The organism is Nocardia sp. NPDC059236 (genome assembly GCF_042754085.1).
GTDB lineage: Bacteria > Actinomycetota > Actinomycetes > Mycobacteriales > Mycobacteriaceae > Nocardia.
Genome location: NZ_JBHZAF010000049.1, coordinates 1 through 14693, shown reverse-complemented (window position 1 = coordinate 14693; position 14693 = coordinate 1). Strand labels below are relative to the sequence as shown.

Genomic DNA, 14693 nt, shown 5'->3' with positions numbered 1-14693 from the left:
ATCTACGGCATGCCGGTGCTCAACGTCGACCAGGCCAAGAGCGTGATCGTGCTCAAGCGGTCGATGAACTCCGGCTTCGCCGGCATCGACAACCCCCTGTTCTACGCCGACCACACCTCCATGCTCTTCGGCGACGCCAAGAAATCCGTCGGTGCGGTCACCGAGGAACTCAAGGCGCTCTGAATATCCGGAAGCCCGCGCCACCATTACCCAACCCCCGTTCCGGTGGCGCGTCGTGTCGTCACCGCGCTGCCGACCTCCACTTCGCGCGCGGTGACGGCACACCCTTGTGAAAGCTCGCGTCACATTCCGTCGCAGTGGCGCGAGGTGCCGTCACCGCGGCCTTGCCCGAAGTTCCCCGTGGTGACGGCACTCTCCAAGACGCCACCCGATATATGGGGTGAGGACCGTGCCCTCGATGAGTAGAGGAATCGAAACTGGCCGGACCCACTACGAGCACCGAGTCATCACAGACGCAGTTGCACCTATTGGGCCACCATCGGCGTCGCCACGGTCACGTCCGACTCGCTGACCTCACCGCTCCCGCGATGACCGTGCTGGTCCCTAATCCAAATCGATCTCGTTGGCTGAGCCCTCGGCTTCGGAGTCGTCGGCGGTTGTCTTGTTCTGGCCGGGTTCGGTTGTGGCGCTGCTGATTCCGGGTTGTGTGATCGAGGAGATCCTGAGCCTCGCCCCGCGAGCCTGAGCCTGATTCCACACTTGCACGATGACGTTACGCATGTGCATGGCCGCCGTCTGGTCGCGCAACAGTGTGTCTCGTTGCGCTCCCACAAGATGTCGGCGATCGGAGGAGCGATCCATCGACGCGATGCTGCGCATCTGCCACGATCTTCATCAAGCCGATGCTGGGGTCGTACCCAGCGAACAAGTCACGCACGCGCAGGTAGTGGTCGCTGACGATGTACGTTGCTGCGGTGACCGCGAAGTCCCGGCATTACGCGAAGTTGTTCGGCACTGGATAATTTGGCGGTAAGGCGTTGGACCTGGCTTTAAGAGAATGGCCAGTAGGTGATCGCTCAACGGGCAGGGACTGTGGGCGGCAAGAGGCTTCTGGGAGCGGTGGGGCTTGGAATTGAAGGCTGCTCTGTCACAGGCAGCTGGGCGCGTATTGGTCCGGTACATCCGCGGGGATACCCTTGAATCGGTGTTCGAGCGCCCGGACCTCCAGGGCGGGGGCAACCCCTAACCTCGCGGTCGGCCGGATGCGGACGCATCGGCAGGCTCCAAACTGACTGCACCGGCCGGGTTCCGACGGCGAATCACCGCATCCTTTCCTGGCCGCCGTGCCCGTAGCGTATTGGGACCGGCAGACACGGTCTGGGGTAGCTGGCTTCTCGGGACCTGCAATTGAGTTGGGGCTGGCGACCTTCGGAACAGGATGAACACGAGGGCTTTTCGAGGGTGTTCCAACTTGCGACAACCTTCCGGCTCGACTGTCGGGGAAGATCGTTGGCGACGGATGCCCGGCTGGCCCCGTCACAGAGCTCTTGCCGTGCACGAGAAGTCGTCGCACGGAGTGTCAACGAGCTCGCGCCACGGCCTGCAACCGTGGCGTGCGGTGTGTCGTCATCACGATCTGAATTTCAGCCGCCAGCGCGGTGACGGCACACCCCCCCGAAGCTCGCGCCACGGGGTCGACGACGACCCTTGCCTACCCACATAGTGGCGCGCCTGCCGCCACCGCGGTTACCCCCTGCGGTGGCGGCAGATTCGGTTTCGCTCCGGCTGGATGCGGCATTTAGAAATCGATCCCGCAATCGCGCGGCCCGTCTCACACAAGGAGGTGCCGGTGAGGAAGTATGGGCTCCGCGAGCGGAAGAAGCTGTCTACCCGCGCCTTGATCGAGCAGAATGCGCTGCGTCTGTTCTTTGCGCAGGGATTCGCGGAGACGACCATCGATCAGATCGGCGAAGCGGCCAACGTCTCGAGCCGCACCGTATCCCGGTATTTCGCGAGCAAGGAGCAGATAGTCCTGGACGGCCTGGTCGATCACTCGATTCCCGACGCGGTTGCCGAAGCCCCGGCTGAGCTTCGCGTGATTGAAGCTGCTCGGGCCGTCGTGGTCGACCTGTACGAATCCCGATCCGAAGGCATCTGCGCGCGATTCACGTTGATCGTTCGGACGCCGGGCCTGCAGAACGCGTTCTTCGATACCTTTCGCCGAACCACCGAGTCATTAGAGGAAGGAATCGCGCGCCGACTCGGTCAGCGGATCGATGATCCGGCGGTGCTGACACTGGCGGCTGCGATCATGGGTACCGCACTGGCGGCCTTCGCCTCGGCCGTGGCACGTGGCGAAACCGAGTTCGACAGCTACCTGCGTCAGGTCGAGCGCCGGTTGGCTGAGCTCGACAGACTGCTGCAGGTCTGACTCCTACCGCCGCCGTTCCTGCGCTGGCGCGGCCCGTGCCTGCCTGATCTGCTCGGTAGTCAACGATGGCTTCGGAATGGGAAGTGCGGGCGTCGAATCGCTGCGAATTCCATTGAGGATGAGCGCCAAGTGTCGACGCCAATTGTTCGGGGCCACTTGATGAGTGAACCCCGCGATGCTGTTCACCATCGAGATGGTGCCCCAGATGTCGGCGCTGGTGATCTCTGTCCGCAGTGCACCGATGCTGCGGGCTCGTACGAGCAGATTGTCGAGTGCGAAGTTGATACTCGCCTCGTACTGATCGAAAACCGTTGAGTCCTTCCCCGATCCGGTCATGGCTCCGACGAAGGCGCGGTTTCCGGCAATTAGCTCACAGGTCCTCTCGAGCATCCGTACCAAGCCACGCCACGGATCCGGGTCTCGGTCCGACTGGCGAATGATCTCCCTGATCTGGTCGAGATACCCGGATAGTACTTCGGCGATCAGATCGTGCTTGTTGCCGAAATGTCGATACGCTGTGCCGACCCCGACCCCCGCCTCGTCGGCGACATCGTCGAGGGTCACACCGCCACCGTGCCGCGCGAGGAGCCTGTCGGCAGCGTCCAGGATTCGGCGGCGATTGCGTGCGGCGTCTGCTCGCGGCTTCCTCGCGTGTGCCTCGGGTGGAACGGTTTTCGTCGGCAATTCGCTGATTTCGGCCTCCAGTGATCATGCGGGGCTGAGAGCAGGGGCAAGGGTCCGAAGATGGGTGTGCCGCCATCGCGCTGATGACGGTTGGCGCGCGATGACGGCACGGCGCGCCACGCGAGAGACTTAGTGGCGCGGGTCTGTTGTGCGGGCCTCAGCGCCCGCGGATCTCGGTGGTTGCGCCTTTGTCCGAGGAGGCGTACCTGATGCCGGCCACTCGTGGCGTCTGAAGTCCAAGGGAGGTAAGGAGTTCCGGGCCTGGCCCGTGAGTCAGCAGACCGCCATCGACGACGATCGACGCACCGGTGATGAACTCCGCATCCCTACCGACGGCAAAGGCCACGACACCGGAGACCTGCTCGGCTGTTCCGTGCTCGGGCCAGGGCTGAGCATTGTCGAGAGCCGCCTCGAACTGGTCGTCCACACGGCCGGAGATCGGCGTCGGAATGACCCCGGGACTGATCGCCACCACTCGGATACGGTGCGGGGCAAGCTCGAGAGCAGTGGTCCGGGTTAGGGCGATAACCGCCGACTTGGCCGCAGAATACGCATGGGTCGCCAAGCCTGCGGTGTAACCGGCGGCGGACGCGATATTGACAACGACTCCTGGCTCGCCCTGGGCAAGGAACGCACGGGCGGCGTGCTTGGTGCCGAGGAAGACCGCCCGCAACAGCACCGCGTGAGTGAAGTCCCAGTCCTGGGCTGTTATCTCGGTGAGCGGACCGAACGCGCCAGCGATCCCAGCGTTGTTCACCATCACCGCAAGTCGGCCGAACCGCGACACAGCGGCTTGGATCGCGCGCTCGAGATCGGCTTCGTCGATCACATCGGTCTGCTCGAAATGGATGACGTCCGCGTATCCGGCCTCCTCGGCGAGACGCATGGTCCCGTAACCCGATTCGACGTTCACGTCCGCCACTACAACGCCGTAGCCTTCCTCCAGCAGCCGCAGCGCGATCGCCCTGCCGAGGCCACTGCCGGCGCCGGTGACCACGGCACCACCGAGCAGAGGCTGGTCAGCCTTTTGCATTGCTGAAACCCCTCACAGCCCGTAGGTTTTGGCGATGATGTCGCGCTGGACTTCGGCGACGCCGCCGCCGATCGTGATGGCCATCGCCTGGCGGAACTGGCTTTCCATGCCGAACTCGACCGCGTAGCCCGCGCCACCCATCATCTGCATGGCTTCCAGGGTGGTGCGCTTGGCGAGCTCGGCGGCCTGCAGCTTCGCCATCGACGCTTCCCGCGGGTAGGTCTTGCCAGGGTTCTCATCAACCAGGCGGGCGATGCCGTAAACGAAGTGGCGGGTGGTTTCGATCGCGGTGGCCAGATCGGCGAGCCGGTGGCGGACCGCCTGGAAACTGCCGATCGTCTGGCCGAACTGCTTGCGCTGCTTCACATATGCGAGCACGTCGTCGAATGCGCGCTGGGCGCGGCCTACGCCCTGGGCCGCGCAGAGCAGGCGTTCGTGGTTGAGGCCGGCCATCAACTGCCGCCAGCCATTACCGGGCGTGCCCAGCAGCCGATCGGCGGGGACGGTGACATCGGTAAAGAAGACCTCGTTCACCTCGCTCCCACCCATGGTTTCGATGCCGCGGATCGTCAGTCCCGGAGTGTCCGTCGGGACGCTGATCATGCTCAGGCCCTCGTGCTTGTCGCTCTTGGGGTCGGTGCGGCACACGACGAGCAGGTGGTCCGCGACGTGTGCTGCGGTGGTCCACATCTTCTGGCCGTTGATGACGTAGTGGTCATCGATGAGGACGGCGCGAGTGGACAGGTTTGCGACGTCGGACCCGGCCTCGGGCTCGCTCATCGCGATGGCTTCCACTCGTCCCGCGCAGATTCCGCCGAGGATTTCCTGCTTCTGGGCTTCCGTGCCGAATCGGTCGTAGGGGCCGGAAACGATCATGCTGACGCCGAGTCCGGCGACGGGAAGCAGCCCCCGGTTGACTTCCTCGATCATCAGGCAGAGTTCCACGGCACCGCCGCCACCACCGCCATATGCCTCCGGGACGCTGACACCGACGTAACCGAGCTTCGCGAGCTTCTCGTAGAGATCGCGGTTGTGACCACGGAGACGCTCGTCGGACAGTGCGGTCAGTTGCTCCCGGGTGCCGGCCTCTCGCTCACAGAACTCCCGGAGCGCGGTGGCGAAAGCGCGCTGCTCCTCCGTCAGGATCACGGACAACGAAACCTCCATTGGTTAGGACCTGCTCGGATCATACTGTCACGATGTCAGTAGAACAACTGGTTCCAACTGGCTATTGGTGGGATTTTTCCTTCGGTTTCGACTCGTGTAGCCCCGTCCTGTCGTGCCTGGTGAGGCGGATTGGCGAGAGTCCATGGGTATCTAGCTGCGATTATCTCACGGGTGAGGGGGCGTATAGGTGGAGCGGAGAGCTCCATTTGCATTACTGTCATCATGTCAGTACCTTGTGTGAGGCAGATCTCGCTAGACATCGGATCCGACTGAGAACAACCGTCGGATCTGCGCAAGGAGGCGTACGGATATGAATGCGAATGCCGGGTCGGAGCAAGGGGCGGGAGCTCCGGTCGACGAGGTGCAAGCAGTAGTCGTCGGTGGAGGCTTGTCCGGCATCCGCACAGCGATCGCGCTGAAGCAGCAGGGCTTGGACAAGATCGTTATCCTGGACCGGGGCAGCGAACTCGGCGGAGTGTGGCACCAGAATCGCTACCCGGGCGTCGCGTGCGACGTGCCGTCGCCTGCTTACAGCTATGGGATGCAACCTGCGAACTGGAGTCGTCTCTTCGCACGCGGCAATGAGATCCGTGACTACCTCCAGCAGGTGGCGGCCGACCACGACATCGTCAAGCATGTTCGACTCAATACCGAACTGGTCGACGCAGCTTGGGACGATGTCATGCGGCGGTGGGTGTGCACGACCACGAACGGCACTTTCCACGCCCGCTTTCTGATCTTGGCGACTGGCGTGTTCGAAACCAAGACTGTCCCAACCATTCCCGGCGCGGAGCGGTTCACCGGCGAAATGTTCCACTCGACGGATTGGCCTGTCGACTTCGACCCGACCGGCAGGCGCATCGCAGTGGTGGGCACCGGTGCCTCCGCTATCCAGATCGTTCCGCAGATCCAGCCGAAGGTCGAACGACTCGTACTCTTGCAGCGCACTCCCGCATGGATCGTGCCCAAGCCCGATGTCGTCCACGCCAAGGTCAGTAGCCGCTTGGCGCTGTTCAGGCAGCGAGTCCTGCGAGCCGCCCTGCTGGGCATGTCGGAGGTGCTCGTTGTGACAACGATGAAGCCCCAGTACGCCTTTCTGCTCGAGCGGGTCGCGCGCTGGCACCTTCGCAAACAGGTCGCTGATCCCGAGTTGCGGGCCAAACTGACTCCGGACTATCAGGTCGGGTGCAAGCGAATGCTGTTGTCCAGCGAGTTTTATCCCGCAGTAGCTGCCGAGAATGTCGACTTCGTCGACTCGGGGATGGCTGAGATCCACGAGAATTCGGTCGTCACCTCCGATGGGCGCGAGTTCAAGGCGGACACGATTATCTTCGCCACCGGCTTCAAATTCGGTCAGCAGGTGCTGGAGCGGGTGCGCGGCCGAGACGGCCGCATTCTCGCCGAGAAGTTCGCGGGCACGCCACGCACCTACCGCGGCACGACAATGGCCGGGTGCCCCAACGCCTTCATGGTCGCCGGCGCGAACACTGGTTCCGCTTCGGTGCCGCTCACCACCGAAGCGCAGGCGCGCTACATCGCGTCGGCGATCGCGACGATGCGGGAACGAGGGATCGAGACCGTCGAGGTGCGCCAGGAGGCCGAGGACGAGTGGAACCGTTTCAAGGACGCCCAATTGGCTGGATCGGTGTGGAACGCCGGTGGTTGCACGAGTTTCTACGTCAACGACGACGGCATCAACACCGCGGCCTGGCCGGGATCCATGCGGAACCAGGTGAAGAGCCTGCGTCAGTTCGACGTGGAGAACTACACGGTCACCTACGCATCCGAGCGTTCGGGCGCTGAACTGTCGGTGGGCGCCACGCGGTAGGCGGCTATCGGGGACCGCCGGAGTGCCCGCTCCGAGGGGAACGGGCACGCGCGGCTGCTCATCGATGTGCGTGGCGCAAGGAAATATCAGTGGAAATGACTATTTCGCTCGGCCGGTGCTCGCAGGGTTCAGCACACTCGGCGCGACGTCCTGAGCCAAGGCGAGAAGTGCCTTGGTGAGTAGAAGCAGCACGTCGTCCCGCGTGAGTCGGTCGCGCCGGAGCCATTCGTCCACCGCCGTCTCGGCCATGGACTGAAAGCTGCGGATGATGGCGCGGGCGGGTCGCGTTGCGCCGCCGGGCAATTCGAGCAGTTCCGCCATACGGGCGGCCCATGCCTCACGCCCGTCCTCGAGGATGTCCTCGATTTCCCGATCATTGTTGATCGGTCCGGCCTCGAAGATGGTCATGAATGTGCCACGGTTTTCCCACACCACATCCAGCCATCCATCGAGCGTGTGGCGGATCTTGTCTTCGAGCGTGCCACGACGCTTGTGTACGCGCGGGGGCGGTGGCAGCCGCGCGAAGTTGCGGACCACCTCCACATACAGGTCTCGCTTGGTGCGGAAGTGGTAGTGCAAGTTGGGTCGTCCGATCCCGACCGCGTCCGCGATTTCGGCGGTCGACACCTCCGAGTAGGGCCGCTGGGAAAACAGGCGTTGCGCAATCTCGATGATCTGGCGGCGGCGTTCCTCGCCATCCATACGGACGCGACGAGACTTGGATGAGTCGGTGGCACTGGTCGGGGGCACGCCTCCGATGTTACCCGGAAGGCAGCGTCTACTGGCAGAAAGGCAGTAGCGGCATTGTCGCACTTATACGGCTGGACGGGGGCAATGTACGGCGGCGGCGGGGAAGGGCCGGGCGTTTCGTATGGGTGGTCGGCGGCGCGGATCGAAGCTCGGTTCGACCCGTTGAACTGCAGCGATTCGCTCAATTCTGAAGTTGATGGCGACCATTTGCCGGTCTCGAAACTCTTCAGATACTGACCAATTGTCAGTTATGCTGCTGGCGCCGGCCTTCGTTGTCGAAGGCGGTTGTTCGAAGGGAGCACACGTATGAACCGGAACCCTGACCGCTCAACGAAGATCGCAGGGCCTCTGGTCCCGGACCTCCTCCGCCAGTTGCCTGGAACCGAAGGCATGATCGCCCGACCCGACGGCACGAAGTTGCGGGTAGTGGACGCCGGAGCTGGCGCTGATGTGCTGCTGGTGCATGGATTCGGTGTTCCGGCCGAGAGCTATTCGCTGGTTCAACCGGCGTTGGTCGGTAGCGGCCGCCGTGTTGTCGCGTACGACCAGCGCGGCCACGGGCGCTCCACCTGCGGAACTGATGGAATAGGCGCGAGCCAGTTCCGGGGCGATCTGCGAGCAGTTGCCGACTACCACGATCTGCGAGACGCGACCCTTGTCTGTCATTCGATGGGAAACTTCGTGGCCCTCGGGCTGCTCACGGACCCAGCGTTTCGTAAGCGAATCAGCCGGGCCGTGCTGGTGAGTCCCATAACCGGAAACTCCTCCAAGGGTGCGCCGAGTGCGCTCGTGCAGGGCCCGCTGATTCAGTGGGGTCTCGCCCAGCGTCTGGCGAGCGGCCGGAGGATCGGCTCCATCCTGGCTGCACAGAGCCTCGGTCCCGGGGCGTCTCCCGCAGTCGTCGAAGCGTCCCGTCTGTCGATGGCCGCGATTCCTTCCGCCCTGGGACCGGCGGTCACCATGCTCCGCAAGGAATCGGTCCAGGATGTCTTGCCTGACATCGACGTGCCGCTGTACGTCCTGACCGGCACGGCGGATCGAACCACCCCGTCATGGCATGCCGAGTTGATCGTGGCGCGCGCACAGGATGCGCGAATCGACTACCTCGCTGATGGGGGGCACATGCTCAATTGGGAAGCACCGGAACACATTGTGCGGGCTGCCCTCGAGGAGTGGGTCGACTGAGCAGCTCGCTCGGGCGCCGCCGACCACTCAATTCCAAATAGTTCTCGAACGGCCGCGTCAGACGGTGAGGAGAAACGAAAACCCATGTCACTCATGGCTCAGCAGCGAATCACGATCAGCGATGTAGTTGCCCGGCATGCCAGGAAGATCCCGGACCGCGTCGCCTACCGATTCGAAGGTACGGACCGCACGTACGCGGCGCTCGATGATCGCGTCAACCGCCTTGCCAACGCGCTATTGGAGCGCGGCGTTCGGCCGGGCGACCGGATTGCGGTGCTCACACTCAACAATATCGAGACCGTCGAGGCGTACCTGGCGTCCGCCCGAGTCGGCGCAATCACGGTTCCAGTGAATTTCCGTTTGGTCGCCGACGAGATGGCGTACATCCTCAATGACAGCGGTGTCTCGGTGATCGTCGTCGACGATGTGCTCGCACCTGTCGTGGACAAGGCGCGGGAACAGGTGCCCGCCCTGCGGCATCGCATTGTCATCGGTGGCAGTGGGCAATCCGAAACTGGTTGGGAAAGTTACGATCACGTCCTCGACACTTCGTCCGCGGCCGAGGTGCGCATCGAGGTGGACGAGCAGACTCCCGCCTTGATCATGTACACCTCGGGTACTACCGGGCGGCCGAAGGGTGCGGTACTCACGCACTACAACCTGTTGATCCACACCATGAGCCTGCTCGTCCATCTTTCGTACCCACGCGACTGCGAGGTCTGGCTCGCCGCGACCCCGCTGTTCCATATCGCTGGTGTGGCCGGCATCCTGCCGCCGCTGTTTCGCGGCGACAAAACGGTGATCTCGCGGATGAGTGCATTCAGCGCTGGGGACACGATTGAACTGCTGGCACGCGAACGGATCAACGTGTGCAACTTCGTACCGGCGCAATGGCAGCTGATCTGCGACAGAACCGATATCGGTGAGCATGACCTCTCGGCTCTGCGGGCTGCCGCCTGGGGTGCCGCGCCCGCGACGCCGGCGCTGCTCCACAAGATGATGGACGCGTTCCCGGGCACCATGTTCTACAGCATGTTCGGCATGACGGAAACCAGCCCGGTGACAACGGTTCTGATGGGCGAGGATGCGCTGCGGAAGATCGGGTCGGTGGGCACACCGATGCTGAACGTGGAGGCCCGCGTCGTCGACGCGGAGATGAACGATGTCCCGGTTGGTGAAGTGGGCGAGATCGTGTACCGCGGGCCCACAGTGATGCGCCAATACTGGAGCAATCCGGCCGCGACCGAAGCGGCGTTCCATGGCGGCTGGTTCCACTCCGGCGACCTCGTCCGGCAGGACGAGGACGGCTATTTCTATGTGGTCGACCGGCTCAAGGACATGATTATCTCCGGTGGCGAGAACATCTACTGCGCCGAGGTCGAGAACACGATCGCCGACCACCCGAAGGTCGCCGATGTAGCGGTAATCGGTGTGCCGGACGAGAAGTGGGGCGAGGTACCGCTGGCCGTGGTGGTGGCAGGTGACCCGGACAATCCCCCGACGGCTGCCGAAGTGGAGCAGTGGTGCCGCGAGCGGCTGGCGGTGTACAAGTGCCCGCGGCGCCTGACGGTCCTCGAGGCGTTGCCACGCAATGCCAGCGGCAAGATTCTGAAGACAGACCTTCGCAAGCACTTGGAAATCCACTGAGCCGCAGCCGGTTTCGCGAACTGCTTGCGTCCGGCGACTGGGTGTTCACTACCCGTCGCCCCAACCTGAATATTTGATCCACTGAAGCTATCAACCGAGGCGGGGGAGCTGTCGGTGGTCATTATTGACTTATTGTCAGTAGTTGTAGATAGTGAAGTGGAGACTGTGGGGTCGTTACTGACTCTGCGACAGAAAGGAATGTTTGTGTGACTGCCGAGGCATTCATTTACGACGCCATCCGCACGCCACGCGGCCGTGGCAAGGAAAGCGGTTCGCTGCACGGAATCAAGCCGGTTTCGCTGTTGGTCGGCCTGATCGACGAACTGCGCAAGCGGCACCCCGGCCTCGACCCTGCGGGGATCGAGGACATCGTGCTGGGTGTCGTCAGCCCGCTCGGTGACCAGGGCGGATGTATCGCGCGTACCGCGGCGGTGGTCGCCGGACTGCCTGAGACGGTGTCCGGATTCCAGCTCAACCGTTTCTGCGGATCGGGTCTGGAAGCCGTCAATGTCGCCGCCCAGAAGGTGCGGTCCGGCTTCGAGCAGCTGGTGATCGGCGGCGGCGTGGAGTCGATGTCGCGGGTGGCCATGGGCTCCGACGGCGGAGCCATGATGAACGACCCGGCCATCGCCTACGACACCTACTTCGTGGCCCAGGGCATCGGCGCCGATCTCATCGCCACCATGGAGGGCTTCTCCCGCGAGACGGTCGATGCGTATGCGGTGCGTTCACAGGACCTGGCGGCCAATGCATGGGCCAACGGCTACTTCGGAAACTCGGTCATCCCGGTGCTGGACCAGAACGGTGTGACGGTCCTCGACCGTGACGAGCACATGCGACCGGGGACCACCGTCGAGGACCTCAGCCGACTGCGCCCGTCGTTTGCGGCCATGGGCGACATGGGCTTCGACGCCGTCGCACTGCAGAAGTACCACTGGGTCGAGAAGATCAACCACGTCCACCACGGCGGCAACTCGTCCGGCATCGTCGATGGCGCGGCGCTGGTGCTGCTCGGAAGTGAAAAGGCGGGCAAGGACTTCGGGCTCGTTCCGCGGGCGCGAGTCGTATCCGCCGCCACCTCCGGCGCGGACAACACGATCATGCTTACCGGCCCCACCCCGGCGACGCGAAAGCTGCTGGCGAACACCGGATTGACTGTCGACGACATCGACCTGTTCGAAATCAACGAGGCTTTCGCGGCCGTCGCCCTGAAGTACCAGAAGGACTTGGGCATCCCGGACGAGAAGCTCAACGTCAACGGCGGTGCCATCGCCATGGGCCACCCGCTCGGCGCGACCGGCGCGATGATCCTCGGAACGATGGTGGACGAGCTCGAACGGCGTGAGCTGCGCCGCGCCGTGATCACGCTGTGCATCGGCGGCGGCATGGGCATCGCGACCCTCATCGAACGAGTGTGACTCTCAGCAGGAAAAGGAAGACCGACCACACCATGAGCGACAACACGATTCGCTGGGAGTCCGGAGCCGACGGCATCGTCGTGCTGACCATGGACGACCCGGCCCAGTCCGCCAACACCATGAATGACCGCCACGTGGCGTCGATGAGCGCTGTCCTCGAGCGCCTCGAGGCGGAGAAGGACTCGATCACCGGCGTGATCCTGACCTCGGCGAAGAAGACCTTCTTCGCCGGCGGCGATCTGAACGACCTGATCGCGACGAGCAAGGAGAACGCCGCCGAGTTCTTCGCCAACACCGAAGCGATCAAGGCCCAGCTGCGTCGGCTGGAGACCTTCGGCAAGCCGGTCGTCGCCGCGATCAACGGCGCCGCGCTCGGTGGCGGACTCGAGATTGCCCTGGCTACCCATCACCGAATCGCGCTGTCGGACAGCCGCATTCAGATCGGCCTGCCCGAGGTGGGCCTGGGCCTGCTGCCCGGCGGCGGTGGCATCGTGCGCACCGTGCGGATGCTGGGCGTGCACAAGGCACTGACCAGCGTCCTGCTGCAGGGTCCGCGACTGAGCCCTGCCAAGGCGCTGGAAGTGGGACTGATAGACGAGGTCGTCGACAGCCCGGAGGAGCTCCTCGCCTCCGCTCGCAAGTGGATCCTGGACAACCCGGCTCCGGTGCAGCCCTGGGACGTCAAGGGATACAAGATACCCGGTGGAACTCCCGCGAACGCGAGCTTCGCCGCGACTCTGCCGTTGGTGACCGCTGGCCTGCGCAAGCAGATCAAGGGGGCGAATCTGCCCGCGCCGCGCGCCATTACGGCGGCCGCGGTCGAGGGCAGCCAGGTCGGATTCGACGTCGCCTCGACGATCGAGTCGCGCTACCTCACCGAGCTGGCCACCGGCCAGGTCGCGAAGAACATGATTCAGGCGTTCTTCTTCGACATTCAGCACATCAAGTCCGGTGGATCGCGGCCGGAGGGCTACCCGAAGCAGTCCTTCTCCAAGGTCGCGGTTCTCGGTGCGGGCATGATGGGCGCCGGCATCGCCTACGTCTGCGCCAAGGCGGGCATCGAGGTGGTGCTCAAGGACATGAGCGTCGAAGCCGCGAACCGCGGCAAGGACTACTCGGTCAAGCTCGTCGAGAAGTCGGTCTCCCGTGGGCAGATCACCCGGGAGAAGGGTGACGAACTGTTGGCCCGGATCCACCCGACCGGCGTGTACGGCGACGCGGCCGGTGCGGATCTGGTGATCGAGGCGGTCTTCGAGGACCCGTCGATCAAGGACAAGGTCTTCCGTGAGATCGAGCCGGTGGTCGCGGGTGACGCGCTCCTGGGCTCGAACACCTCGACGCTGCCGATCACCGGGCTGGCCGAAAGCGTCACGCGGCCCGAGGATTTCATCGGCATGCACTTCTTCTCGCCGGTCGACAAGATGGCCCTGCTGGAAGTCATCGTGGGCGAGAAGACCAGCGACGCCACCCTGGCCAAGACGATCGACCTCGCCCAGGCGATCGGGAAGACCCCGATCGTGGTCAACGACCGCCGCGGGTTCTTCACCAGCCGAGTGATCATGCAGTTCGTCGCGGAGGCGATCGCCATGGTCGGCGAGGGTGTGGAACCGGCATCGATCGAGCAGGCCGGTGCGCAGGCCGGATATCCGGCGCCGCCCTTACAGCTCCAGGACGAGCTCACCCTCACCTTGGCCCGTAAGGCGCGCGAGGAGACCAAGGCCGCCGTGCTCGCCGCCGGCGAAGAATGGCCCACGAGCGGCTCGGAAGTCGTCGTGGACCGACTGATCGATGAATTCGGCCGCGGCGGTCGCTCCGCCGGTGCCGGCTTCTACGAGTACACGGACGGCAAACGTGCCGGACTGTGGCAGGGCCTGTACGAGCACTTCCGCAAGCCTGGTTACGAGATTCCGTTCGAGGACATCAAGGAGCGCATGCTCTTCGCCGAAGCGCTCGAAACGGTGAAGTGTTTCGACGAGGGTGTGCTCCGCTCGACTGCCGACGCCAATATCGGCTCGATCCTCGGCATCGGTTACCCCGCCTGGACCGGCGGTGTTGTCCAGTACATCAACGGGTACGAGGGCGGGCTGCCCGGGTTCGTGGCCCGCGCCCGCCAGTTGGAGGAGCGCTACGGGGAGCGGTTCGCGGTGCCTTCGCTCCTTGCGGAGAAAGCCGCCCTTGGTGAGACCTTCAGCGACTGAGGGGCCGCGGACCTCTTCCGGTCAGGGGGTGCCCCTGGCTGTCGTTCGCGGGCTGCGGGTCGTTCGTGGTCGCTCGCGCAGTTCCCCGTGCCCCTTGCCGGGCGCGGGGTCCAGCGGGAAGACGGCCCGCAGCTCCTCCTTCAGCGAGCGCTGGAAGGCCGTCAGCAGGGCCTGGAGCACCATCGGCTGCATATGGGCGGAGAGCGACTTCATCCGCTCCAGCCGCTCCGGGTCCGACTCCACCTCCCGGTAGGGGTCCCACACCTCGCTCTTGAACAGCCGGCTCAGCTCACGGGCCGCCGAGCGGGTGTGCTCCATCATCACCTCGCGCGCCGCGAGGATCGCCTCCTGCGAGATGGGGACGTCCAGCAGCCGCACCCCGAGCTGCACC

At 64.2% G+C, this 14693-nt stretch carries 13 protein-coding genes; 7 read left to right on the top strand and 6 right to left on the bottom strand.

From position 1 onward, the window contains the following. Nucleotides 1-183, top strand: a 183-nt coding sequence (locus ACFXIV_RS47470; protein ID WP_379394958.1) for an NAD(P)(+) transhydrogenase (Re/Si-specific) subunit beta, incomplete at its 5' end; no start/stop codon positions are given. Between the two features lie 381 nt (nucleotides 184-564). Here the strand turns inward: ACFXIV_RS47470 and ACFXIV_RS47465 are convergent. Continuing rightward, complete coding sequence (locus tag ACFXIV_RS47465) at nucleotides 565-840, bottom strand: hypothetical protein (RefSeq protein WP_379405128.1); 276 nt, start codon at nucleotides 838-840, stop codon at nucleotides 565-567. 970 nt (nucleotides 841-1810) lie between these two features. Between ACFXIV_RS47465 and ACFXIV_RS47460 the strand changes: the two genes are divergently transcribed. Continuing rightward, entirely contained in the window at nucleotides 1811-2392 is a 582-nt protein-coding gene (locus ACFXIV_RS47460) for a TetR/AcrR family transcriptional regulator (RefSeq protein ID WP_379405129.1), read from the top strand. A gap of 3 nt (nucleotides 2393-2395) precedes the next feature. Here the strand turns inward: ACFXIV_RS47460 and ACFXIV_RS47455 are convergent, their stop codons facing one another. The 3 genes from ACFXIV_RS47455 to ACFXIV_RS47445 form a co-directional block, all read right to left on the bottom strand. Next, nucleotides 2396-3076, bottom strand: a complete 681-nt coding sequence (locus tag ACFXIV_RS47455) for a TetR/AcrR family transcriptional regulator (RefSeq protein ID WP_379405131.1) — start codon at nucleotides 3074-3076, stop codon at nucleotides 2396-2398. Between the two features lie 157 nt (nucleotides 3077-3233). Next, complete coding sequence (locus ACFXIV_RS47450; protein ID WP_379405134.1) at nucleotides 3234-4073, bottom strand: SDR family NAD(P)-dependent oxidoreductase; 840 nt, start codon at nucleotides 4071-4073, stop codon at nucleotides 3234-3236. A 48-nt stretch (nucleotides 4074-4121) separates the two neighbouring features. After that, nucleotides 4122-5264, bottom strand: coding sequence for an acyl-CoA dehydrogenase family protein (locus tag ACFXIV_RS47445; protein ID WP_379405136.1), 1143 nt, complete (start codon nucleotides 5262-5264; stop codon nucleotides 4122-4124). Between the two features lie 322 nt (nucleotides 5265-5586). On the opposite strand from ACFXIV_RS47445, the gene ACFXIV_RS47440 reads away from it, so the two are divergent. Beyond that, nucleotides 5587-7104, top strand: a complete 1518-nt coding sequence (locus ACFXIV_RS47440) for a flavin-containing monooxygenase (RefSeq protein ID WP_379405138.1) — start codon at nucleotides 5587-5589, stop codon at nucleotides 7102-7104. A gap of 99 nt (nucleotides 7105-7203) precedes the next feature. Here ACFXIV_RS47440 and ACFXIV_RS47435 read toward each other — a convergent pair whose 3' ends face one another. Beyond that, on the bottom strand, nucleotides 7204-7854 hold the full coding sequence (locus ACFXIV_RS47435; protein WP_379405140.1) for a TetR/AcrR family transcriptional regulator: 651 nt from the start codon (nucleotides 7852-7854) through the stop codon (nucleotides 7204-7206). A 306-nt stretch (nucleotides 7855-8160) separates the two neighbouring features. Here ACFXIV_RS47435 and ACFXIV_RS47430 point away from each other — a divergent pair, with 306 nt between their 5' ends. The 4 genes from ACFXIV_RS47430 to ACFXIV_RS47415 all read left to right on the top strand — a co-directional run bounded on the left by ACFXIV_RS47430 (nucleotide 8161) and on the right by ACFXIV_RS47415 (nucleotide 14302). After that, nucleotides 8161-9039 carry an alpha/beta fold hydrolase gene (locus ACFXIV_RS47430; protein WP_379421506.1) on the top strand — a complete coding sequence of 293 codons (879 nt, stop codon included), beginning with the start codon at nucleotides 8161-8163 and terminating at the stop codon, nucleotides 9037-9039. A gap of 93 nt (nucleotides 9040-9132) precedes the next feature. After that, nucleotides 9133-10686 carry a long-chain-fatty-acid--CoA ligase gene (locus ACFXIV_RS47425; RefSeq protein WP_379405149.1) on the top strand — a complete coding sequence of 518 codons (1554 nt, stop codon included), beginning with the start codon at nucleotides 9133-9135 and terminating at the stop codon, nucleotides 10684-10686. A gap of 206 nt (nucleotides 10687-10892) precedes the next feature. After that, entirely contained in the window at nucleotides 10893-12104 is a 1212-nt protein-coding gene (locus ACFXIV_RS47420) for an acetyl-CoA C-acetyltransferase (protein WP_379405145.1), read from the top strand. Between the two features lie 32 nt (nucleotides 12105-12136). Continuing rightward, nucleotides 12137-14302 carry a 3-hydroxyacyl-CoA dehydrogenase NAD-binding domain-containing protein gene (locus ACFXIV_RS47415; protein ID WP_379421505.1) on the top strand — a complete coding sequence of 722 codons (2166 nt, stop codon included), beginning with the start codon at nucleotides 12137-12139 and terminating at the stop codon, nucleotides 14300-14302. A 21-nt stretch (nucleotides 14303-14323) separates the two neighbouring features. On the opposite strand, the gene ACFXIV_RS47410 is transcribed toward ACFXIV_RS47415, so the two are convergent. Further along, nucleotides 14324-14693 (bottom strand): hypothetical protein (locus ACFXIV_RS47410; protein ID WP_379421504.1); only part of this gene is annotated, 370 nt, incomplete at its 5' end.